This is a genomic window from Brevibacterium sp. ZH18, assembly GCF_022748595.1.
Lineage (GTDB): Bacteria > Actinomycetota > Actinomycetes > Actinomycetales > Brevibacteriaceae > Brevibacterium.
In genome coordinates this window covers 30,474-53,599 of record NZ_JALDSX010000025.1, presented here as the reverse complement: position 1 = coordinate 53,599, position 23,126 = coordinate 30,474, and the positions used below count along the sequence as shown (strand labels likewise).

Here is a 23,126-nt window from a genome sequence, read left to right as displayed (position 1 = left end):
GGTCAGCGAGTCGGTGATCTTGTCGCCCTTTTTGACGCCCGAGACGGTGACCGTCACGCCCTTCTTCTTGTTGGCGAGATCGTCGGCGGTGATCTCCTTGGGGTCGACCTTGAGCTTGGAATCAATCGGGTCGGCAGCCTGCGGGCTGATCTTCAGTGATTTGGTGAGAGCCTGTGGAGCAACCTCGGCGCGCTGCACCTTGACAGTGAAGTTCTGCTTGGCTGCGGTGAGATCATCGGGGTTGCCGCTGTACTTGAGGAGCAACGTCGCGGACGAGCCGGAGGCAGTCGTAGCAGGTGCCGTCAGGCCGGAAGTCGAGAGCTTGTCGCCCTTCTCCAGACCAGTGACGGTGACTTCGACGCCGTCAGTGGCAAGGTCCTCGGGTGAGACCGATGAAGATGGGACCCTCAGTGAAGCATCGATCGCCTTGGGTGCTTCCTCGGCGTCTGAACCCTTGTCATCCTTCTTGCCCTCATCTTTGGTAGCAGAAGACTTGCCGTCGTCCTTAGGTGCGGGCTTCTCGGCAGGCTTGGGATCGACCTTCTTGTCGCCGCCCTTCTTGGCCGACTTGTCGGCATCGGCCTTCTTGTCCGCGTCAGCTTTCTTTTTGTCGGCTGCCTTCTTCGCGTCAGCCTTCTTCTTGTCAGCGGCCTTCTTCGCTGCCGCCTTCTTCTCTTCGGCCTTCTTGGCCGCGGCTTTGTCAGCCTTGTCCTTCTTCAGCTGTTCGGCCTTGGCCTCAGCTTTGGTGTCGGCAGAAGCGGACTGTGTCGAGGGGGTTTCTGCGGCGGCGACGGGTGCGGCCACCAGTCCGGTGAATGCGAGGGCGACTGCCGGGGCGAGGATCAACTTCTTCATTGTGTTGCCTTCCAACTGAACAACCGAGGGGAATAGCCTGTGGAAAACATCCTAGGGTGAGGGAATTGGGGAAACTATTTCTGTACGTTTAGTTCAGGGTGAATTGCGGTAACGCTTTGGTGAACAGTTGTCATTGTTCGACATTGTTCTGTGACCTACCCGCGGGTAAAGCTGAGCCGGGCGAAAGTGCGAACACCTTCGCCCGGCTCAGAGGTCCAGAATCAGCGGTCCAGAATCAGCACTCCGGAATCAGACGGTCCAGGATCAGACAGGCCAGGCCTCGGCGCGGATCTGTCGACGCTGTTCGACCGTGGGCACCCTCACCGTCAGCGCCGAGGGCATGACCTCCATCTCGAGGTAGCCGGACCGGCCCAGAGCATCACCGTCGAGCTGGACGTCGAGTTCGTCCTTGGACTCGATGACGACCTTCTGGCATTTGCGGATGTCTGTGTGCAGTCCCTTCGTCGCTCTGCGTCCGACAATGGAGGCGAGAACTCCCACCCATTGACCGATGTTCTTCGGGCTGACGATGAGGACGTCGAGCATTCCGTCGTCGATGACCGCTTGCGGAAGAAGCTGGAGTCCGCCCTGCAGCTTGCCGCAGTTACCTCCGAGCACAGATCGCACCCGAGCCGAGATCCGATAGTCGTTGTCGTAGGTGACCTTCACATGGCTGGGCCTGCCCGCGAGCTTCCGAGATCCGGCCTCGACATACGCGAGCCAGCCGACTCGGCTCTTGAGGTCCGAATTCGTATCAGCCATGACAGCGGCGTCGAAGCCCAGACCTGTCATGACGGTGAAGACATGGCTGTCCCCATCCTCGGCGAGCTTGGCCGTGCCGACATCGATGTACCGATTGCGCCCCCATAGAGCGATCCGCAGTGCCCACTCGGTCTTGTCGAGGACGATGTCGACGTTGCGCGCCAAAAGATTTCCAGTGCCCAACGGGACGATTCCCATCGGAGTCGAGGTCCCGGCCAGCGCCGAGGCGACGGCTCGGATGGTCCCGTCACCGCCCGCGGCGATGACGACGTCCACCCCTTCGTCGAGCGCGCGCACTGCTGCACCTTCACCCGAGTCGTCGAGGGTCGTCTCCAGCACGAGCGGCGGGCTCCAGCCTTCGAAGCGACAGATCGCCTCGGCGGTCGACGCCAACCGTCGGACGTCGGCCTTGGTCGGATTGACGATCAGAGCGGCACGGTAGCGGCCGGGGTGGTCCGCCTCGGCGTCGGAGGATTCAGGGTTGCGCGCGTATTGACGAACGCGCTTGAGCGCGAGTCGAGTACCGGTGCGGCGGCCGATGAAGAACGCCAACAGCAGCACCACGACGAGGCCGCCGATGACGAGCCAGGTCATCAGGGGGTCCAACTGTAATGTCATGTCCCAAATCTACCGTGCCGACCTTGAGCAGACGCACAGCTGTCGAATGTCGAAAAGTCGCCCGGGCCGTTAAACTGAGAAGGTGATCGATCTAGCGCTTCTCAGAGAAAACCCGGACCTGTTCAAAGCATCGCAGAAGGCCCGTGGGTCATCCGTCGACCTCGTCGACGAAGTCCTGGCTGCGGACTCCGCGCGTCGTTCGGCCATCACGGCCTACGAAGATGCGCGCGCCGATCAGAAGTCCTTCTCGTCCCAGATCGCGAAGGCGCCCAAAGAGGACAAGCCTGCGCTCATCGCCGAGGGCAAGGAGAAGTCTGCCAAGGTCAAGGCCTTGCAGTCGGAATCCGAAGAAGCGAGCTTCGCCTTCGACAAGCTGGCCGGTAAGCTCTCGAACCTCATCGTCGACGGCATCCCATCAGGCGGCGAAGAGAATTTCGTGACGCTCAAGACCGTCGGCGAACCCCGCGACTTCAGCACTGACGGCTTCACCCCGCTCGACCACCTGGAGATCGGCGAGAAGCTCAAGGCCATCGACACCGGCCGCGGCACTAAGGTCTCAGGCGCACGCTTCCACTACCTCACCGGCTTCGGCGCGAAGCTCGAGATGGCCCTGCTCAATCTCGCTCGCGATGTGGCCGAGGAAGCCGGATTCATTCCGACCATCACCCCGACCCTGGTCAAGCCCGAAGTCATGCGCGGCACCGGATTCCTCGGCGAGCACGGCGATGAGGTGTACCGTCTCGAAGCTGACGACCTGTTCCTCGTCGGAACCTCTGAAGTGCCTTTGGCCGGCTTCCACATGGACGAGATCATCGATCTCTCCGACGGTCCGCTGCGCTATGCCGGAATCTCCTCGTGCTACCGCCGCGAGGCCGGCTCCTACGGCAAGGACACCCGCGGAATCATCCGCGTCCACCAGTTCCAGAAGGTCGAAATGTTCGCTTACGTCGAGGTCGAGAACGCCGAAGCCGAGCATGAGCGCATGCTTTCCCTGCAGGAAAAGATGCTGGGCCTGTGCGAACTTCCCTACCGCGTGATCGACACGGCTGCCGGCGACCTTGGTGATTCCGCTGCCCGCAAGTTCGACTGCGAAGCATGGGTTCCCACTCAGGACACCTACCGCGAGCTGACGTCGACCTCGAACTGCACCACCTTCCAGGCCCGCCGCCTGCAGATCCGCGAACGCTACGACGGTGCGACGCGCCCCGTCGCCACGCTCAACGGAACCATGGCGAACACCCGCTGGCTGGTGCCCATCCTCGAGAACCATCAGCAGGCCGACGGCTCGGTCACGGTTCCCGCGGCACTGCGGCCCTACCTCGGCGGCATGGTGGCACAGGGACCTGAGGGCCCACGATTCTGAGTCAAGGAGAGAATTTGCCCAAGCACCTCATCGCGCTCGACGTCGACGGCACCATCGTCGGGTACGACGGCTCGCTGTCCGAGCCAGTCCGCAAGGTACTGACCGAGCTCACCGAGGCGGGTCACCACCTCGTCGTCTCCACTGGGCGAGCATTGCCCGGAGCCCTCGAGGTCGTGCATGCGCTCGAACTCAAAGAGGGATTCGTCGTGTGCTCGAACGGATCCGTCGTGGTCAAGCTTGATCCCGCGCTGCCGCTCGGGTGGGAGATGCACCATGTCGTCTCCTTCGACCCGCGGGATGCGCTGGTGCGGATGCGCGAAGCACTGCCGAATGCTCTGTTCCTCGTCGAGGACCCGGATCTGCACCGGTGGGCATCGGCGCCGTTCCCGCACGGAGAGCTTGCCGAATCCGACACCCTCGACATCGTGGACTTCGACGAACTGCTCGAAAAACGCGCGACCCGCATCGTCATGCGCGAGGTCAACGGCACGGCCGAGGAATTCGCCGTAGCAGTCGATCGTCTCGGACTCCACGAGGTCAGCTATTCGGTGGGGTGGAGCAACTGGCTCGACATTGCGCCCGATGGGATCTCGAAGGCCAGCGGCCTCCAGATCGTCGAGGATGAACTCGGCATCGATCACTCGCTGAGCGTCGGAGCAGGCGATGGACTCAACGACATCGAGATGATCGAGTGGGTCCATCACTCGATCGTCATGGGCCAGGCGAAAGACGTGCTCAAGGAGCTCGGCACTGTGGTGACGGAACCGGTCGACGACGATGGTCTGGCCATCGCCCTCGTCGACTACTTCGACCTCGACCGCTCAATCCTGTCGCTGGAAGGCTCCCGCAGCACCCGCAGCTGAAGACTTCTGCGGCTCAGCAACCCACCGGGCGCTGAGCAACCTTTACTGGGGTTGCTCAGCGTCCGGAAGGTTGCTGAGGTGTTTGAACCAAATGCTCAGCGGGAGGCGCGGGCGTCCAGGGCCGCGTTGAGGTAACGGGCGACGCCGTCCTCATCGACCGCCTCGGTGACGGCCGCCGCGATCTTCTTCACCGAACCCAGCGCATTGCCCATGGCCACTCCGTGCCCGGCCCAGGAGAGCATCTCGATGTCGTTGGGCATGTCTCCGAACGCCATCACCTGATCCTGGCGCACGCCGAGGTCGTTGCACAGTCGTTCGAGTGTCTTGGCCTTCGTGATCCCCTTCGGAGCCAGTTCGACGAGGCCATTGACGGGGTCTGAGAATGAGGCGTGGCAAGTCTGCGTGACGAGCGGCCCGAGCAGATCGTGCAGCGCTTCGGAGTCGCTCGAGCCGAGACTGACCAGAATCTTGACGACGTCGAATTCCGCCAGGTCCGACAGCTCATCGATGACCCGGGCTTCGCGAGGTCTGCGCGTGATGAACGCTTTGTCGACGAGGCCGCCGGTCAGTGTTTCGTAGGCGAAATGTGCCTCAGGATGGGACGCGGAAATCGTCGTGACGATCTGTTCGACGGTCGGGAAGTCGATGGTGTGCGCATGGACGACGCTCGATGAGGCGATATCGAAGACGACGGCGCCGTTGAGGCACACGACGTGGCCGAGGTCGGGAATCTGCTCGGCGATCGACGCCAGCCATCTGATCGGACGGCCGGTGACCAGGACGAACGGGACGCCTTCGCTCTGGCAGCGGTGGATCGCGTCGATCGTGGCCTTCGAGATCGGCTGCCAGTCGAGCAGCAGGGTTCCATCGATGTCGCTGGCGACGAGGCCGAGGTCGAAGTCAGGGGGAGCAGTCATGATCCGCCCAGCCTATCCAGGTTCGCCTGGGCCCGCTCGAGCAGCTCGGCCGCATCGGTGATGAAGCGCTCGGCCGCCTGGGCACTCAAGGCGATCGGTCGGCCGGAGGTGATCTCTGCGCGGGCCATGGATGCGGCCAGCACCGCCTCGGCGACCTTCGACGATGCCCGGGTCAGCAGCTCGGGGGTGTCACCGACGCGCTCGCGGGTATTGCTGGGTACGACCTGCCCGGTGACCGGATGGTGCTCGTGCAGCCAGCCGGTGATCTCATCGACGACGGGCACGAGGTCGTTGAGCCGGTGGGTGCCGTCCACGATGGTGTTCACGTCCCCCGCCGAGGTGGTCGCAGAGTCGTCCGTGCCGACCGTCGTGCCTGCGACGGCTGCCTTGGTCGATGTTTCGTGAGCTTTGTGGATGGCGACCGCAGTCGTGTAGTAGCGGTCAACGGCACGGATGAAGCGATTGCGGTTGTGGCGCCAGAGGCCCGTGCCGAACCGGTCGTCAGGTTTCATCGGTAATGACCGGTTCCTCCGGCCGGACCTGCCTGACTTCGTCCGCGATCCGGCCTTGGTGAATTTCGAGAGGAATTCGCTCACAGGTAGTTGCCGGTCCCGCGCTTGTCGTCATCGGAATGGGAATCCTGGCTACCTTGATCGCCGCCCTGTGCTGCGCCGGGAACAGCGCCGGGAGGAACCATGCCCGGAGGAAGCTGCGCATGACCGGCGAGTCCCTGCTGAGCCATGGCCTGCTGCGCCATGATCGCGGTCTGGATGCCGTGGAAGAGCCCCTCGAGCCAGCCGACGAGCTGAGCCTGAGCGATGCGCAGTTCGGAGTTCGTCGGGGGACCGTCGCTTGTGTCGAAGGGGAGGTCGAGGCGCTCGAGCTCGTCGATGAGGTCCTTGGACAGTCCGTCCTCGAGCTCTTCGATCGACCGGCGGTGGATCTTCGCCAGACGTTCCCGGCCCTTCTCATCGAGATCGGTATTGCGAACCTCGTCGAGCAGCTGCTTGACCATCGTGCCGATCCGCATCACCTTCGCCGGGGACGAGACGTCGACCTCCGCGGAGGGCCGCTCGGAGGAGGCCTGCTCCGGCGCAGACGCCGCAGACGCAGGTGAAGCCGCAGATGTCGCAGACGTTGTTCCGTCGACGGTCGAACCCGGCGCAGTCTCATCGGCGGGGGAGTGGACCGTCGAGCTGACGGGCTGATCGGAATTGGTGGTCATGACCGGACTCCTTCTACCTGTGGTGGCCTCATGGTCACTGCACGCCAGGCGTGCAGTGATATCGACTCAGCTCGCCGATTCTTCGTCGACGATGAGCAGAACCTTGCCGATGCTTGATCCGTCTTCCAGCGCTGTGTGCGCCTTCGCGGCGTCGGCGAGCGGCATCGTCTCGTGGACGATCGGGCGGATGTAGCCCGAGATCACGGCCGGCCACAACTGAGCGGCCACCTCGGCGACGATGGAGATCTTCTGCTCTTTCGGACGGGCACGCAGGGTGGTCCCGGCGACGGACTTGCGCGGCTGCATGAGGGAGCCGATGTTGAGCTCCGCCTTCACGCCGCCCTGCATGCCGATGATGACGAGGCGCCCGTCGGTGCGCAGTGCTTTGATGTTGGATTTGAGGTATTTCGCACCGATGATGTCGAGGATGACGTCCGCGCCGGTGGTGCCGTCGGGATGCTCGCAGATCTCGTGCACGCGCTCGACGAAGTCCTCGTCGCGGTAGTTGATGACCGCATCGGCGCCGAGGCTGCGGCAGAATTCGGCCTTCCGCTCAGAGCCGACGGTGACGACGATCTTCACTCCGAGGTGCTTGGCTATCTGGATCGCGGCGGTGCCGATTCCGGAGCCGCCGCCGTGGACGAGAAGCCATTCGCCGGCCTGGATCCGGGCCTGGCCGACGATGTTGGAGTGCACGGTCGAGAGCACCTCGGGCAGGGCGGCTGCCGCGGTGAGATCGAAATCGTCGGGGACGGGAAGGAGCTGACCTGCGGGAACAGGGACCGCCTCGGCGTATCCGCCTCCGGAGAGCAGCGCAGCGACACGGTCGCCGACCTGCCAGCCGGAAACCTCGGAGCCGAGGTCGGTGATCGTCCCAGAGACCTCGAGGCCGGGGATCAGTGTGGCTCCGGCCGGCGGATCGTAGAAGCCCTGGCGCTGCAGCAGATCGGCGCGATTGACGCCCGCAGCGTGAACCTTGACGAGAACCTCGTCGGCGGCGATGTCCGGTGTCGGTTCGTCAGTGACCTGGAGTACTTCGGGACCGCCCGGGGTGGAAATCGTGATTGCTCGCATGATTCCACTCTAGTCCGTTGGGCGAGGCCAGTCCCATTCAGGCGAACCAGTCTCGCTCAGGCGAAGAGGCGGAACATCGGCGAATTCTGGTGCACGCGTTCGATCTCGATCTGCGAGGCGTCCATGCGTTCGAGGAGGTTCGGCAGGTCTTCGGCATAGCCGAGCTCGATGCCGACGAACGCCGGTCCGGTCTCACGGTCGGAGCGTTTGACGTACTCGAACATCGCGATGTCGTCGTCGGGGCCCAGGATCTCATTGAGGAATCTGCGCAGAGCCCCGGGCTCCTGCGGGAAGTCGACGATGAAGTAGTGCTTGAGCCCTTCGTGGACCAGTGAACGCTCGAGGATCTCCGGGTAGCGGGAGATGTCGTTGTTGCCGCCCGAGACCAGGCAGACGACGGTCGAACCGGGTTCGATGGTGATCGGTTTGCCGGTTCCGGGCGCGCCGACTGATGCTGAGGCCAGGGCGCCCGAAGGCTCGGCGATGATGCCGTCGATCTGATACATGTCGAGCATCTCCGTGGCCACTGCACCTTCGGCGACAGGGCGGACGTCGAGCCCGAGTTCGGCGACGATCTCATAGGTGAGAGTGCCCGCCCGTTTGACTGCGGTGCCGTCGGCGAACCGGTCGATGTTCTCCAAGGTGACGGGACGGCCTGCCTTGAGCGCTGCAATCATCGAGGCGGCGCCTGCCGGTTCGGCACCGATGACGGTGGTATGAGGCATATGTTCCGACGCGTAGGCGGCGATGCCTGCCAGGACGCCTCCGCCTCCGACGGGCACGATGATGATGTCGGGGTCGTCATCGAGCTGGGTGTGGATCTCGGCTGCGACGGTGCCCTGGCCCGCGATCGTGCGCAGGTCATCGAACGCGGAGACGAGGAGGGCGTCCTCGCGTTCGGCGAACCGATGTGCCAGTGCCGACGCATCGTCATAGGTGGAGCCGGCGATCTCGATCGTCACCCGGTCGCCGCCGAAGTGACGAACACGTTCGATCTTCTGCCTCGGCGTGGTTTTGGGGACGAAGATCGTGCCCTGGATGTCGAGTTCCTTGCATGCGTGGGCGAAGCCCTGGGCATGGTTGCCGGCCGAGGCGCACACGACTCCGCGGGCGCGCTCGGTCGCGTCGAGTTGGAGCATGAAGTTGAAGGCGCCGCGGATCTTGTACGACCGCACCATCTGCAGATCCTCGCGTTTGAGGTAGATAGTGGAATCAGTCGCGGCCGAGAGCCGCTCGGAAATGTGGAGGGGAGACATGATCACGGAGTCGGCAATTCGCGCCGCGGCCGCTTCGACCTCGTACGCGAGTGATTGCATCTGGGATGATTCGTCTCGTTTCAACACATCTCCATTGTGCTCCTACTGTCTTGTTATTTGGCAAACCGTTCCGAAATGAGGACTCCCGAAGGGCCTTGGGTGTGCGGGGGTGAGGACTCTCGGGTGTGCAGTCTTAGAACCGCAGGATGTGCGGACGTGGCCGTCGGTGCGGCCCCGGTTGACCTGCGAATGCACCATATTCTGCGACGGAGTTGGGGTTTTCGGGTGCGCCCTGGTCCGCGCGGAGGTCTTATCATGATTGGATGGAAGACGCCCGTAATCCCTTCAAGGAGGCGACATGGCCATCAGCAGTGAGCTGGAACAACTGTTAGCCGGCTGGATACCTCGGCAGTCGTGGTTCCCCAAGCTCGCCGCAGATTTCGGGACCGATCCCGACATCACCCCGATGTCGGTGGCCCGCGCCTTCACTTATAAGGCCGAGGAGCTCGGCGGATTCGCCGGCCTCGTGACCGTGATCTCCGTGGGCGACGGCCCGACCCTGCGTCGCCTCAACATCCCGCTCTCATTGCGCGGCACCGAGGACATGCACCTGCGTCACGCCCTCATCGGCTCGATCGACGACCTGGCCCTGGGTCACGTCTATGTCTACGACGGCGCAGCCGATCCCGTCTTCGTCAACCTCATGGCCGACGCGATCACGAAACGCAAGGTCTTCGACGGTGGTCAGCTGTCGACCGAGTCCCTGCGCCACGGCCAGGAGAAGGCCGCGTCGCGAGAGGGCCGTTCGCCGCTGTCGCCGGTTCCTACGCCGCCGACCGCAGCACCATCGGCATCCGCCTCGTCGACTGCCGCTGACACCTCCGCCGAGGTGGTGCCTCCGAAGCCGTCGAAAGCCGCGTTGGTCACGGATTCCCGTGAAACCCTGGACATCGACGTACGTCCGATCGAGGTCGCCGATGCCGGTGCCCACAAGTCGACGATCATCATCCATGACGAGTACGAACCGTTGGAACTCAGCTTCTTCCGGGTGCTGGAGAACGGGATGCCGTCATCGCTGACGATCCCGGTCCTGCTCACCGAGGCTGGCTCCCGCAGTGTTCCGGAAGTCATCGGCTGGGGCTCCGGCCGGTGGTACGACATGTTCGAAGTCACCGAGATGGAAGCACCTATGGCGCTTCTGACCCATGTCGACATCGATGCCGAGCCCGCCTGGCGCGAAGCCGTAGACATGGTGTGTTCGGTCGATTCCGGATCGATCGGTGCCTACAACGCTCAGGCCGCCGAGATGGGCCGTCGCATCGGGGAACTGCACTCGGACATGGCGGCCGAGTTCGGGATCGTCGAAGGAACGGGCGAACCGACGAAGCTGTTGGCCAAGAAATGGATCGAACGCATCGACTGGGCGTTGGGACGTGCGCCTCTGGCACTGGATTCGCTGGTGCCAGAACTGCGGGCCCACCGCGCGAAGCTGCAGTCGCTGGAGACGATCGGCACTCTGCAGAAGATCCACGGTGAACTCACACTCGATCACGTCGTAAGCTCACCGACCGACGGATACTCGGTTGTGAAGTTCACGGACTCGACGAATTCCGACCCGAAGCCTGTGGCTCTCGACCTCGTGGCACTGCTGCGCAGCGTTGACTACGCGGCCGGCTTCGCCCGCCTCCAGCGGACCGATGCGCTTGACGCTGAGGACGGCGGCCTTGTGGTCAACGGTTTCGGCAATGATCCCTCCGCCCTGAGGTCGATCTACGATTCGCCGGAGTTCCTCTGGGCCTCGCAGGTGCAGAACTCCCTGCTCAGCGGTTACTCGAGGGCGCGGGGAGAGAGCATCGGACTCGGCGATCCTGTGCTGCGCGCGGCGCTCATCGACAGACTTCTCGTTGAGGTCGTCACCGAACTGCGCAACCGCCCGAACTGGCTCTCGGTTCCGCTCGCAACCCTCACCCTGGTGCTCAAGGGCAAGCCCGCTCGATCCGGTGACGCTCCGGCCGAGGTCGAGCTCAGCGTCCCTTCGACCGACGAGTCTTCACCAGCTGTCGTGGCCGATCCTGCGCCCGCGGACGAACCGGCACCTCCGGCCGAGAAGCTGGTCGGGGGCAAGCTGCCGACTGAGGACGAAGAGTTCGAAGAGGAAGAAGAAGAGTTCACGGTCTCACCGGTGCCGGCGACATTCGCCGCTCGTGGTGCAGCCTCGTCGAATTCAGACTCGACTGGAGGCGCCTCGAACGGTGAGCACGCCGACCCTCGCGATTCGAAGCGACCCGACGTCGACTCTCACGACGCTGATGCCAGGGAAGGCCTTGAGGGCAAGCGTTCGAAGGACCGCGCTGACGAGTCGGGCAACGGGAAGTCGAACAAGAAGAACGGCTTCAAGAAGTCCTGACCTTCAGGGGCTGCCTGCCCGCACTGATCGATTAGCGGAAGACAAACGGTCTGTGAGAAACTAATGTGGCTCAGCCTCGTACTGGGCAGGCCGGGTTCATTGCGAACCATTGGAAGCGTGTCCGAGCGGCCGAAGGAGATGGTCTTGAAAACCATTGTGCGGCAACCCCGCACCGTGGGTTCGAATCCCACCGCTTCCGCCAAGTGAAAGTCCCCGATCGGCTTCGTGAGAACGAAGGCGATCGGGGACTTTTTCATCGCTGCGCCTGCCTCGGGGCGGAGAGGGGAGCCTACTCCGTGGCAGCCTCCGGTTCGGACATCTCGGCGTCAGCCTGGGGGTCATCGAAGCTGCGCACCGTGCGCTTGAAGCCGCGTGTGAGCACGGCCAGATAGATGATGCCGATAGTCAGCCAGATGAGGCCGCCGATGAGGGCTGTCCCGTGCAGGCTCGCCCACAGGATTCCGGTGAGGATCGCGCCGATCGCCGGCATGACCACATAGTTGAACGCGGACTTGAAGTCGACGACCTGTTTCGTGCGGAATGCGTAGTGGGCGATCACGGTCAGGTTGACGAAGGTGAACGCAATGAGTGCACCGAAGTTGATGAGCGCGGAGATGAGTTCGAGACTGAATGACATCGCCAGCAGGCACACTGCACCTACGAGCACGATGTTGAACACAGGTGTGTGCGTCTTCGGGTTGATGTAGCCGAATGTTCTGCGCGGGAGAACGCCGTTGCGGCCCATGACCAGCATCATGCGGGAAACTGATGCGTGCGAGGCAAGGCCCGATGCGACTGTGGCCGCGAATGCTGCGGCGACGAAGAAGAGCTGGAAGATGTGTCCGCCCGTCAGCAGACCGATTTCAGGCAGCGGGTCATCGACGACACTGAACTGCGAGTTGTCCGGGAACAGCAGCTGGGCGAAGTAGCCTGCTACGAGGAAGATGACGCCGCCGGCGAGGACGGTGATCATGATCGCCTTGGGCATGAGGTTCACGTGCTTGGCTTCGTTCGTGTACATCGTCACGGCGTCGAAGCCGATGAAGGAGAAGCACACGACAGTCGCTCCGGTCAGCACCGCGCCGAGGTGGACCCCGTCATGGATGAAGGGCTGAGGGCTGAAGACGAGGCCGGCACCCTCGCCGGCTTTGAGCTGCATGACTGCGAGAACGCAGAATGTGGCGACAAGGATGAGGGCGAAGATGAGAAGGATGCCGTTGATGTTCGCAGTGCCGCGCATCGAGCTGAGCACGATGCCCGTCATGATGACGGTGTAGGCGACGACCCAGACCCAGGCTGGAGCGTTGGGCACCATGGACTCCATGTAGAGGCGGACGATGAGGCAGTTGACCATCGGCAGCAGCAGGTAGTCCATGAGTGAGGTCCAGCCGACGAGGAACCCGAGCCCTGGGCTCATTGTCTCCCGGGTGTACGTATAGGCCGATCCCGCGGTCGGGAAGATCTTGACCATTTTGCCGTAGCTGAAAGCCGTGAAGATCATGACGATGAGCGCGACCAGGTACGCTGCCGGAACAGCCCCGTTCGTGCCCTCCGACACGATTCCGAACGTGTCGAAGACGACTGTCGGTGTCATGTAACCGAGGCCGAGTCCGACGATGGACCACAGCCCGAGGTTGCGTTTCAGTGACCCTGAAGCAGCCATATCAATCCTCTCCGATGAGTCTTGCCGTGTGCGGTGGTGATTGCACCCGAGCGTGCGCAGGCGCACAGGCGCAGAAGTGATCTGCGTCATAAATGCTAGTCCTTCATCAACTGAATACGAAACCCCAGTAGCGATTTGATATGAAAACGTCATGCAGTAATCCGGATTCGCAACGATTTCAGTGGCGATCTCTGCTCATTGCGTACAACGGTGCTTGCCCTGGTGGCGCTCGCGGCACTGCTTGCGGTGCTGGTGCTCGCCCCAGCGCTTTCGGCTCCATCGGTCCGCCAAATCGAATGATCTTTCAGTAACCGGAGCTGAAGGAGTAAGTTACCTCTAAAGGACAATTACGACCGACGAGAGGCATCAGGCAGCAATGGCGATCGAAACACTCAGCCCACAGCAGTCGCACGCGTGGAAGGAACGGATCCTGCCCGACGTGGAGAACGTCGCCGAAGGTGTGTGGGCGATCCCCGTTCCGATCCCGAACAATCCGCTGGTCTACACCTACTGCTACGCCGTCGCCGATGGCTCTGGGGTCATCCTCATCGATCCCGGTTGGGACGGTAAGGACCAGTACCTGGCGCTCACCTCGGCGCTGGAGTCCCTGGGGTTCGCCGTTGCCAACATCCACGGGATCGCGATCACGCACTACCATCGGGACCACATCGGCTTGGTCCCTGCGCTGCTGAAGAAGAACCCCGACATCTGGATTGCCATGCACGGCGAAGATCTGCGCTCACTCAAGCGCTTCTATTCGCAGACTGTCGACATGGGAACCGGTCTCGATCCGAACCTCAACATCGCTCGTGCCTATGGTGTGCCAGAAGACCGGTGGGCGGAAGTCGAAAGTCTCCAGCTGAATAAGAAGGCTGGCAAGCGCGGCGGCGGTTCCGACGCTGACGAGTTCGCGCTGCAGATGAGCTCGATCCCCGACACCATCCACGTCCTCGAAGACGGCTCCGCGCTCCCGCTCGAGACCGGGGCTCTGAGCGCACTGTGGACGCCGGGCCACACCTACGGCCACTCGGTTTTCGTCCGCGACGAGGATCAGCTCCTCTTCTCGGGCGACCATGTGCTTCCGACGATCACTCCGAACATCGGGCTCGACAGTGGTGCGATCACGCACAGCCTCGGCGACTATCTGAAGTCCCTGGACAAGATCGGGACCCTCGACGCCGAGATGTCGGTACTGCCCGCCCACGGATTCCGCTTCCAGGGACTCCACGACCGCAAGCAGGAGCTCATCGACCACCACCATCAGCGTCTCAACGAGATCAGGGAGCGGATGGAGGCGACCGACGACCACAGCGTCTACTCGGTTGCCCAAGGTCTGCACTGGTCGCGTGGGTTCGAGTCGCTGCACAACTTCAACTTGTTCGCCGCCCTGGCCGAGACCGCGGCGCACATGCATTACCTCGACATCGACCTGGGCATCGGACCTCTCGTCCTCAAGGACTGAGGTTCGCGCACGCAGTCGGCGCCCGCTGGCGCCCACTGGCGCCCAGTCGGCTCGACCAGGCGTTCGAGATGTGGGCGCTCCCGACCTCGCCCGCAGCCGAATGCGATGATAGAGGTAGCCGTGGAGGACCCTCCGCCGTGTGCTGCAGTGCAGACGGCAACAGGCTGGTGGTCCGAGGCGCTGATCCACAGCGTCGATTCGAAGAGGAGTCGCAAGTGAGTGCAGAGTTCGTCCCCGCAGCCGATGTCAGGCCCGAAGTGTTCACAGTCAGGGCGTCCGACCATATCGGGCGCGGGAAGCAGCGCGGTCGTCAGCTGCGGACGGGGATCGAGTCCGCGATCGCCGGATACCGGCGCTACTTCGCTCACCTGTCCATCGCCGAGGCGGATGTCCGTTCCGCTGCCGACGCAAGCTTCGTGCGTCTGCAGGACTGGGCGCCGGGTGCGGCTGAGGAGATCGTCGCCGTGGCCGAAGGAGCGCAGATCCCCGTCGCAGACCTGATGGAGGTCATCGCGCGCACCGAGATCATGACGCAGGCGCCTGCCGCCCCGACCGAGTGCTCGACGCTGAGTCTGACCCGGTCCGGGTCGTCGATCGCGGCGCAGAACTGGGACTGGGCGGCCGACTTCTCCACCTTGTGGCACATCAACGACGTCGGTGCCGTGCCGGGCCAGCTTCGGCACGTTGGCATCGCCGAGTACGGAATGCTCGGCAAGATCGGTCTCAACGAAGCCGGCGTCGGAGTTCTGCTCAACATCCTCAAGCACGACGGCGACGGCCCCGGGGGAGTGCCCATCCACATGATCCTCGAGCGCGTGCTCTCGAAGGCGACCACCATGACCGAGGCGCTCACGATCATCCACTCGGCCGAGACCTCGTCATCGTCGATCATCACTGTCGTCACCGCCGAGGAGGCGGTGCAGGTCGAGATCGCGAATTCGCAGAAGCGCGAACGTCGTGCAGGCGACTCCGGTTCCGGCGCCGAGGCGGCGGGCGAGTCTGTGGGATCGCGCGCCGGATTCCTCATCCACACGAATCATTTCCTGCACCCGGAACTCCTCCCGGGAGCACTCGAGCTCAACCAGACGTCGACCTCGCAGGCCCGCTATGCCCACCTCGAGTCGAAGGTCGCCGAGGCGGTGGCAGAGTCGAAGTTCGCCGAGACGGTGGCTGCCGGAGAATCCGCCGGAGTGCACGAGACGACTGCGGATCTCGTCGATCTGCTGACCACTGCCCCGGAGGAGGCACCCGTGTGCTGCATTCCCGAACCTGGTGCGGCCTACGGCGACAGGTCAGCGACGCTGGTCACCGTGCAGATCGATCCCGAACGCAAGCGGATCGATCTCGCGCCGGGATCACCGGCGCATGGACTTCGTGGCAACCGGCGCTACCAGCTCTGACTCAGCTGTCGTCGGCGTCCACCTTGCCGTGCTCAGTTTCCCCGTCTTCGTCGTTGTCGATGCCGGCCTCGGCGGCTTCCTGCTGACGCATCTCGACGACGGCGTCGAGCGCCGAGGCGATCGAGTCTGAGTCCTCAAGTGCGGTCTGCGCCAGACGCCAGGGAACGAGGTCGAGGTTCTGGTCGCCGACGACGAAGCGGATGAAGGGCTGTCCGCTGCGTGGGTCATCATGTTCGAGGTTGGTGCCGTAGCGCCACTGGCCGAGGCCGATGCGGCGGATCGTCTCGCCGATGAAGCGCATCGCTCCGCCCACGAACGGAGTCTCCTCCTCGCTCGTCATTTCGTCGCGGGAGTCATACCGCGCCGCGAGCTGCCGTCCCAGGCGTGCAAGACTGTCGCGGTCGAACGTCCACGATGACGGATCGGCCTGCTCCTGCGTCCATCCGGCGATGCCCGGCTCTACGGTGCCGGTGAAGCGCGACAGGAAATCGACCTCTTCCCGACTCGAGTTCTCTGCGTTGAGCATTCCCAGCGAGAGTCCAGTGCACTGACGTTTGGGCTCGCCAGTGCCGCCGAGCTTCTCTCGGGCCCTGTCGAGGACTCTCGAGAAGACTTCGGCGCTGCGCTGGTCGACGGCGGTCAGGACGATCGCCACGAGCGGGATCGGTTCGCCCTGAGCCGGCCCCTCCTCGGTGTCGGGGCGGATGAAGGGCATGCCGTTGCCGTTCTCCTCGTCGTGGTCCCAGACCCCGCCGATCGCCCGCAGATAAGTCTCGCCGAGGTAGCGGATGAGGCCCTCGACGAAGCGTCGGTTCTCCACGGCCAGCGCCTCGTCGGGCGAGGCCAGACGCGAGAGCACGAAGAGCTCGAGCATCGGCAGGGACTTCGCGCCGAAGTCCTTCGGGAAGGGCACCTCGGTGCCGTCTTCCTTCTCGAAGGTCTCGGGCAGATCAGCGAGGACGAACGCGCCGAGGCGGACGTCCATGTTGTTGATGAAAGCGGTGTATTCGCGCTGAAGTTCATTCACCCCATCCACCTTAGTGCCTCAGTGCACGCTCACCCCAGCCATGGAACAGGCCGTCGAGGGGAAAGTGCCCGGGTCAGGCGCGCCCGGCTCCGGACGAGCCGTCGTGTTCGCCGGCCTCGGGGTCGTCGGGGCACTGTGGGAACTCGAGCAGTTGGAGCAGGACCTGGACGATGAGGCCCGGATCGATGTCGATGGGATCCTGCAGCTGCATTCCGGCCAAAGCCTGCAGTGCAGTCTGCTGATAGACCGAGATGAGGACGGTGAGCAGGCTTTCGGTGGGGATCTTCGTCGTCGCCCCGATGATGTCGAGAGCAGTCGCCACCAGTGCGCTCAGCCGCTCGAGCTGATAGGAATTCAACTCCTGGTACCGCGCATAGAGCTGAGGCACCCGCAGGCAGTAGAGCTCGATCTCCTGCTCGGCGATGACGCGCGCCGCGGTCTGGCGCTCCTCGTTGAAGGTCTCCTGGACGAAGGTCGTGAGCAGGTCTTCGATGTCCTCGACGACTTCCGAGTCCAACCGGTCCTTCCAGCGCTGGATCGTGAGATCGAGACGGTCGAGAGTCTCCGAGGTGCGCACCTCGATCGCTGCCAGAACCAGTTCATCGCGGCTGGAGAAGTTCGAGTAGAACGCGCCCCGGGTCAGCCCGCCGGCTTCGCAGATCTCCTCGATCGAGGCCCCGGCGATGCCTTTGACGGCGAACACGGAGATACCGGCTTCCGCAAGCGTGGACCGGGTCTGTTTCCTGCGGGCACTGAGGTTGTCCGTGTTCATCTGCTCTTCGTCGTGGTCGGTGTCCGGTTCGATGTGTCGGGGTGTGGTGGGTGATGCCGTCGGCCGCGAGGGCCTGCCTGTGTGTCTTTGAGTCTGAGCGTCCCATGAGAATCTTCACGAAAGGCGAGATGAAGTTGCACGGGAGGCAACGATTCAACAACAATACAATACTGTATCCAATACACTTTTGTATCGAGGTTTTCGTGTCAACTTTCCTATATGCCGTGGGCCGCCGTGCGTTCCGCACCCCAGTCCGGTTCATCGCACTGTGGCTGGTGATCTTCGGACTCGTCGCCGCAGGCGTCGCGGCATTCGCGAAGGACTTCGACGATGACTTCACACTGCCCGGGTCTGAGGCGCAGGTCGCTCTCGACTCGATGAAGTCGACCTTCCCGGAGGCATCCGGCGTCTCTGCCTCTGTCATCGTCGTGGCCGCTGACGGTGACGACGTCGAGGACTCGAAGTATAAGAACGAGATCGAGAAGGAAGTCACAGAACTCGAAGACCTCCCTCACGTCGATGCGGTGACCTCGCCCTTTGACGACATGGTCGACGGGTCGATCAGCAAGGACAAGTCGGCTGCGATGATCTCCGTCCAATACGGCGGGACGCAGCAGGAGGTCGGCGAAGCCGCTCCGGATCAGCTCCTCGACGCCCTCCAGCCGCTGCGCGACTCTCTGCCCGACGGTTCCCAGGTGGAGGGTGGAGGCCAGCTGTTCCAGATCACCGGTGTCTCGATCTCCTGGGTCGAGGGCGTCGGTGTGGTCATCGCCTTCATCGTTTTGCTGCTGACCCTCGGCTCGTTCCGCGCGGCTGGAATGCCTCTTCTGACAGCGCTCCTCGGTGTCGGCATCTCCGTCCTCCTGGTCGTCGGGTCCACTGCGTTCGGTGCCGTCAACTCCTCCTCGATCATGTTGGCGCTGATGTTGGGCCTGGCGGTCGGGATCGACTACGCCCTCTTCATCGTGTCCAGGGCCCGGGCGATGTTGGCTGAGGGCCACGAACCCATCGAGGCCACGGGCCGAGCTGTAGCCACCGCCGGCTCGGCCGTCGTCTTCGCCGGCATGACCGTGATGATCGCTCTGCTGGGACTGTCCCTGGCCGGCATTCCATTCCTCACCATCATGGGCATCGGCGCCTCGGGGGCCGTCGCCATCGCCGTGATGATCTCCCTGACACTGGTTCCGGCCCTGCTGGGACTGGCCAAAGGCAAGATCACGCCCAAGCCGACCAAGCGTTACCGCAAGGCCTTCGCCAGTGCGCAGAAGCGAGCAGGCGAAGACACCTCCCACGAGTCGATTGCCGACGAAGCCCGTGCCGAAGCCGGCGAGCCCTACCCGCTGACGGTCATGAACAAGTTCTTCGCCGGCTGGCTCAAGTTCGTGACGAAGATTCCGCTGCTGACCATCGTCGTCATCGTCGGCGGTCTCGCCCTGTTCGCGATCCCAGCCTCACATCTGCAGCTGTCCCTGCCGACCGCTGGCAGCCAGGAGGAGGGCACCCCCGCTCGAGTCACCTACGACCTCATCGACAAGCACTTCGGTCCCGGCTTCAACGGTCCGCTGGTCATGACCAGCGAGATCGTGACCTCGGATGACCCTCTTAGCGATGTCGACAAGATCAAGGACGAGATCGAAGACGTCAAGGGCGTCGACCAGGTCGTTCTCGCCACCCCGAACCGGGACGCGACGACGGCGCTGTTCCAGATCATCCCGACCACGAGCTCCGAGGACCCCGCGACGCTCGACACCGTCGACCGCCTCCGCGACCTCAGTTCCCAGATCGAACACGACGACGGTTTCGACACCGCTGTCACCGGTGCCACAGCGATCCAGATCGACGTGTCAGATCAGCTCGGCAAGGCGCTGCTGCCGTTCGGCATCTTCGTCGTCGGATTCTCGATCATTCTGCTGATGATGGTCTTCCGTTCGATCGCCGTGCCGATCAAGGCCACTGGCGGGTTCCTGCTGTCGGTGTTCGCATCGTTCGGAACCGTCGTCCTCGTCTTCCACGACGGACTGTTCGCGGGACCTCTCGGGATCGACTCGACAGGGCCGGTGATCAGCTTCCTCCCGATCATCCTGATGGGCATCCTGTTCGGCCTGGCCATGGATTACGAGGTGTTCCTCGTGTCCGGAATGCGCGAGGCCTATGTGCATGGTGCCACTGCCCGAGATGCGATCAAGGCCGGCTTCGCGTCCTCGGCGCGTGTCGTGTCTGCGGCGGCGATCATCATGTTCGCCGTGTTCGCGGCGTTCGTCCCCGCCGGCGAACCGATCATCAAGTCCATCGCACTGGCGCTGGCCTCCGGCATCTTCGTCGACGCTTTCCTCGTGCGCATGTCCCTGGTGCCCGCCGTCATGCAGCTGCTCGGGGACAAGGCCTGGTGGCTGCCGAAGTGGCTGGACCGGATCCTGCCCAAACTTGACGTCGAAGGTGAAGGGCTGGCCCACGAGGTGGCTCTGCGCGACTGGCCGGAACCGGACTCGGACTACCGCGTCTACGGTCGCGGCATCGCAGTGAGCTCTGGCCGTCGCGGATTCGCCCAGGTCGACATCTCCCTGCTGCCCGGACAGATTCTTGTCGCCAGCGGACGGGCCCGTAAGGCCCTGCTCCTGGCGCTCTCGGGACGTGTGGGACTGACTGCCGGCGAGATGAAGGTCGGACAGATGGTTCTGCCCGAGCACGCTGGCAAGGTCCGTCGCCAGGTCCCGTACTTCGACCTCGATGAGGGTGGAACGGGCACCCCACCGCGGGCACGCGATCTCTCACGTCTGCGCGCCTCGGCGCCGGACCTGCTCATCATCGACGGAGCCGAAGCACTGTCTGCAAGCAGCGGTCGGGAGTTGTTCGAACTCATCCCCGAACTGCAGGAGGCGGGCACCACGATCGTGCTGGGCCTGCCCACCGGCGACGTCACCGGGGTCCTGGCCCCGAACACGAACTACTTCCACCTCGACCTCGATGAGGCGACGCCCGACGGCGAGGGTGGAACCGACAATGAGAACGGCGGCGTGGAAGCGTACGCGGCCGGACGCAGCGAAATGGAAGGCGTGCAGTCGTGAGACTCGAACGTGCGAACTCGAAACGGCCCGTGACCTGGGTGTCGATCCTCGGCCTGGTGCTCATTCCGATCATCGTGGCAGCCGGCTTCATCCTGGCCACCTGGCACAGCAACGACCGACTCGACACGATCGAGGCCGCTATCGTCAACAATGACGACGGCGCGAAGGTCGACGGCAAAACCGTGCCGATCGGCCGTCAGCTCACCAGTGGCCTTGTGGGTGAGGACAAGAACAACATCCACTGGGTCATCACCGATGAGGACGATGCGCAGAAGGGCATCTCCGACGGCACCTACGCTGCGAAACTGACGATCCCCGAGGGCTTCTCCCGGGCTGTGACCTCGGTCAGCGACGCGAAGTCCGCGACACAGACCCAGCTCGACGTCGACGTGTCCGGGACCGCGCCGGCCACCGACACTCTGATCTCGCAGTCGGTCGCCGAAGTGGCACGCACGACCTTCAACACGAAGATGACGGAGAACTATCTCGACAAGATGTATGTCGGGTTCAACGACATGGGCGACCAGATGAAGGACCTCGGCGATGCTGCCGGGGAGCTCGATGACGGCGCGAAGGACCTGTCGAAGGGCACGGAGAAGTCTGCGAGCGGAGCCGGCGAACTGTCCAAGGGCATGGATCAGCTGGGCTCGTCCGGCGATGAGCTCAACAAGGGTGCTGGGGATCTGGCGAAGGGTGCAGGAGACCTCTCGAAGGGAACCTCCGGGCTCTCCGACGGACTGCAGCAGATGAAGAAGCAGACCTCCGACCTGCCCGACAGTACGCAGAAGCTCGCCGACGGTTCGGGGCAGCTCTCCGACGGTGTCGATGAGTACACGAAATCGATCGACAAGATGATCAAGGGCTTCTCCGGATCCGATGACTCCGGTGGCGGTCTCGATGACCTCGTCAAGGGCGGCAAGGACCTCGATAAGGGAGCCAAGGGTGTTGCCGACGGCGCCGATGGCCTCTCCTCTGGTCTCGGCAAATACCGGGATCGGCTTCAGACCGGAGCCGACCAGGCAGACAAGCTCGCGAAGTCCGGGACGCTCACCAGCCTCGACGACCTGGTTGCCAAGCGCAAGATGACGAAGGGCGAGGCCAAGCAGGCACGCGCAGGACTCTGCCCGGCTGGCACACCTGACGAGGTCTGCCAGGGGATGGAGCAGGCCTATGTGACGGGGCTGCTCAACGGAACCTCGGGCGGTCTCAACAGCGCCGTCGACGGGCTCGAGCAGAAGCAGGACGGGCAGTCGCTGCTCGGCGGAGCTGAGAAACTGGCCGACGGCGCCGATCAACTCAGCGACGGCACGAGCAAGTTCGTCAAGGGCCTCGAAGACGGCATCGGCCAGCTCACCAAGGGCATGGAAGACATTTCGAAGAACGCACCCAAGCTGCTCAAGGCATCGCAGGGTCTGCGCGACGGTGCCGCCGGGGTGGCCGATGGCAACCAGCAGCTCGCCGACGGCATGCCGCAACTGAGCAAGGGCATCGCGAAGGTCGCCGACGGTTCGACCGAACTCGACGACGGTGCCGGCCAGCTCTCCGACGGGATGAACCAGTTCTCGACCGGACTCGACAAATACACGACCGGAGTCTCCGATGCTGCGACAGGCACCTCTGACCTGGCAGCGGGCCTGGACCAGCTGTCCAAGGGCAGCGACAAGTACGCGGATGGCGTCGGCAAGTTCTCCGACGGCGTGAAGAAGGGTGCAGACAAGGTGCCCTCGTACTCGGCACCTGATCGCGACAAGCTCTCCACAGTCGCGTCTGCCAACATCGCCGCGCCGAACACCGATGACGCTGTCCCCAATGTCCTGCAGGGTTCGACGATCGCTCTGCTGATCATGCTCGCGTTGTGGGTCGGCGGACTCGTCACCTACACGGTGCTTAGGCCGATCTCGTCATCGACCCTGCTGTCGACGAAGTCTTCGGTGGCTGTGTGGCTGCGCGGGCTGGTGCCCGGTGTGGTCGTGGGCCTGCTGCAGGCGCTGGTGCTCTCCGTCTTGGCGGTGAGCGTGATGGACATCGACGCAGTCCAAGGCTTCGACATCGCGGTGCTGACGTTCGTGTCCGCGCTCGTGTTCATGGTGCTCAACTTCGCCCTCGTGGCGTGGTTCGGCGGAGTCGGCAGATTCCTGTCCGTGATCGCAGTCGTCCTGGCTGTGGCCGGAAGGACGATTGGCGCGGTGCCGCAGTTCTTCGACTTCGTCGCGCCGATCCTGCCGCTGACGCCCGCGATGAATGGCTTCGCCGCGATCGCTGCGAACTCGACCGGACAGGCTGCGGCCTACGGCGGACTGCTGGCCTGGGCGATCATCGGAGTCGTGATGTCGCTGCTGGCGATCGTGCGAGCCCGCACGACGAAGCCCGAGGCCGCGCTGGCGATGGCCTGAGGGC

At 63.6% G+C, this 23,126-nt stretch carries 17 protein-coding genes and 1 tRNA gene; 8 read left to right on the top strand and 10 right to left on the bottom strand.

Features of this window, described 5'->3' with window-relative positions; all coding sequences use genetic code 11:
- The coding region (locus tag MPN20_RS10600; protein WP_242781910.1) for a hypothetical protein at nt 1–855 on the bottom strand (855 nt) is incomplete at its 3' end.
- 264 nt (nt 856–1,119) lie between these two features.
- The gene (locus MPN20_RS10595) at nt 1,120–2,235 is read right to left on the bottom strand and encodes a diacylglycerol kinase family protein (protein WP_242781908.1); all 1,116 of its coding nucleotides are present in this window, start codon (nt 2,233–2,235) and stop codon (nt 1,120–1,122) included.
- An 82-nt stretch (nt 2,236–2,317) separates the two neighbouring features.
- Here MPN20_RS10595 and serS point away from each other — a divergent pair, with 82 nt between their 5' ends.
- Both serS and MPN20_RS10585 read left to right on the top strand, forming a co-directional pair.
- Entirely contained in the window at nt 2,318–3,598 is a 1,281-nt protein-coding gene (gene serS / locus MPN20_RS10590; RefSeq protein WP_242781906.1) for a serine--tRNA ligase, read from the top strand.
- Nucleotides 3,599–3,612: 14 nt separating this feature from the next.
- On the top strand, nt 3,613–4,461 hold the full coding sequence (locus MPN20_RS10585) for an HAD family hydrolase (protein ID WP_242781904.1): 849 nt from the start codon (nt 3,613–3,615) through the stop codon (nt 4,459–4,461).
- Nucleotides 4,462–4,556: 95 nt separating this feature from the next.
- Here MPN20_RS10585 and MPN20_RS10580 read toward each other — a convergent pair whose 3' ends face one another.
- The 5 genes from MPN20_RS10580 to ilvA form a co-directional block, all read right to left on the bottom strand.
- On the bottom strand, nt 4,557–5,378 hold the full coding sequence (locus tag MPN20_RS10580) for an HAD family hydrolase (protein WP_242781903.1): 822 nt from the start codon (nt 5,376–5,378) through the stop codon (nt 4,557–4,559).
- Nucleotides 5,375–5,890 carry a hypothetical protein gene (locus MPN20_RS10575; protein WP_242781902.1) on the bottom strand — a complete coding sequence of 172 codons (516 nt, stop codon included), beginning with the start codon at nt 5,888–5,890 and terminating at the stop codon, nt 5,375–5,377. Before MPN20_RS10575 ends, MPN20_RS10580 begins: the two co-directional genes overlap by 4 nt.
- Before the next feature lie 80 nt (nt 5,891–5,970).
- Entirely contained in the window at nt 5,971–6,603 is a 633-nt protein-coding gene (locus MPN20_RS10570; RefSeq protein ID WP_242781901.1) for a proteasome activator, read from the bottom strand.
- A gap of 66 nt (nt 6,604–6,669) precedes the next feature.
- Entirely contained in the window at nt 6,670–7,677 is a 1,008-nt protein-coding gene (locus MPN20_RS10565) for an NAD(P)H-quinone oxidoreductase (RefSeq protein WP_242781900.1), read from the bottom strand.
- A gap of 56 nt (nt 7,678–7,733) precedes the next feature.
- The gene (ilvA, locus tag MPN20_RS10560; RefSeq protein ID WP_242781912.1) at nt 7,734–8,993 is read right to left on the bottom strand and encodes a threonine ammonia-lyase IlvA; all 1,260 of its coding nucleotides are present in this window, start codon (nt 8,991–8,993) and stop codon (nt 7,734–7,736) included.
- A 298-nt stretch (nt 8,994–9,291) separates the two neighbouring features.
- Here ilvA and MPN20_RS10555 point away from each other — a divergent pair, with 298 nt between their 5' ends.
- Nucleotides 9,292–11,340: a hypothetical protein gene (locus MPN20_RS10555; protein ID WP_242781899.1), complete on the top strand. Its 2,049-nt coding sequence runs from the start codon at nt 9,292–9,294 to the stop codon at nt 11,338–11,340.
- 111 nt (nt 11,341–11,451) lie between these two features.
- Nucleotides 11,452–11,542: transfer RNA gene (locus MPN20_RS10550), tRNA-Ser, on the top strand.
- Between the two features lie 87 nt (nt 11,543–11,629).
- On the opposite strand, the gene MPN20_RS10545 is transcribed toward MPN20_RS10550, so the two are convergent.
- Nucleotides 11,630–13,003, bottom strand: coding sequence for an APC family permease (locus MPN20_RS10545; RefSeq protein WP_242781898.1), 1,374 nt, complete (start codon nt 13,001–13,003; stop codon nt 11,630–11,632).
- A 376-nt stretch (nt 13,004–13,379) separates the two neighbouring features.
- Here MPN20_RS10545 and MPN20_RS10540 point away from each other — a divergent pair, with 376 nt between their 5' ends.
- Both MPN20_RS10540 and MPN20_RS10535 read left to right on the top strand, forming a co-directional pair.
- Entirely contained in the window at nt 13,380–14,465 is a 1,086-nt protein-coding gene (locus tag MPN20_RS10540) for an MBL fold metallo-hydrolase (protein ID WP_242781897.1), read from the top strand.
- Between the two features lie 215 nt (nt 14,466–14,680).
- Nucleotides 14,681–15,865 (top strand): C45 family peptidase, encoded by a 1,185-nt coding sequence (locus MPN20_RS10535; RefSeq protein WP_242781895.1) that lies wholly within the window; start codon nt 14,681–14,683, stop codon nt 15,863–15,865.
- A 1-nt stretch (nt 15,866) separates the two neighbouring features.
- On the opposite strand, the gene MPN20_RS10530 is transcribed toward MPN20_RS10535, so the two are convergent.
- Nucleotides 15,867–16,892: a hypothetical protein gene (locus tag MPN20_RS10530; RefSeq protein WP_242781894.1), complete on the bottom strand. Its 1,026-nt coding sequence runs from the start codon at nt 16,890–16,892 to the stop codon at nt 15,867–15,869.
- A gap of 73 nt (nt 16,893–16,965) precedes the next feature.
- Nucleotides 16,966–17,664: a TetR/AcrR family transcriptional regulator gene (locus MPN20_RS10525; RefSeq protein WP_242781893.1), complete on the bottom strand. Its 699-nt coding sequence runs from the start codon at nt 17,662–17,664 to the stop codon at nt 16,966–16,968.
- A 203-nt stretch (nt 17,665–17,867) separates the two neighbouring features.
- Between MPN20_RS10525 and MPN20_RS10520 the strand changes: the two genes are divergently transcribed.
- Together MPN20_RS10520 and MPN20_RS17530 are read left to right on the top strand one after the other, a co-directional pair.
- Nucleotides 17,868–20,729, top strand: a complete 2,862-nt coding sequence (locus tag MPN20_RS10520; RefSeq protein ID WP_242781892.1) for an MMPL family transporter — start codon at nt 17,868–17,870, stop codon at nt 20,727–20,729.
- On the top strand, nt 20,726–23,122 hold the full coding sequence (locus tag MPN20_RS17530) for a YhgE/Pip domain-containing protein (protein WP_242781885.1): 2,397 nt from the start codon (nt 20,726–20,728) through the stop codon (nt 23,120–23,122). Before MPN20_RS10520 ends, MPN20_RS17530 begins: the two co-directional genes overlap by 4 nt.
- The last annotated feature ends 4 nt before the right edge of the window (nt 23,123–23,126 follow it).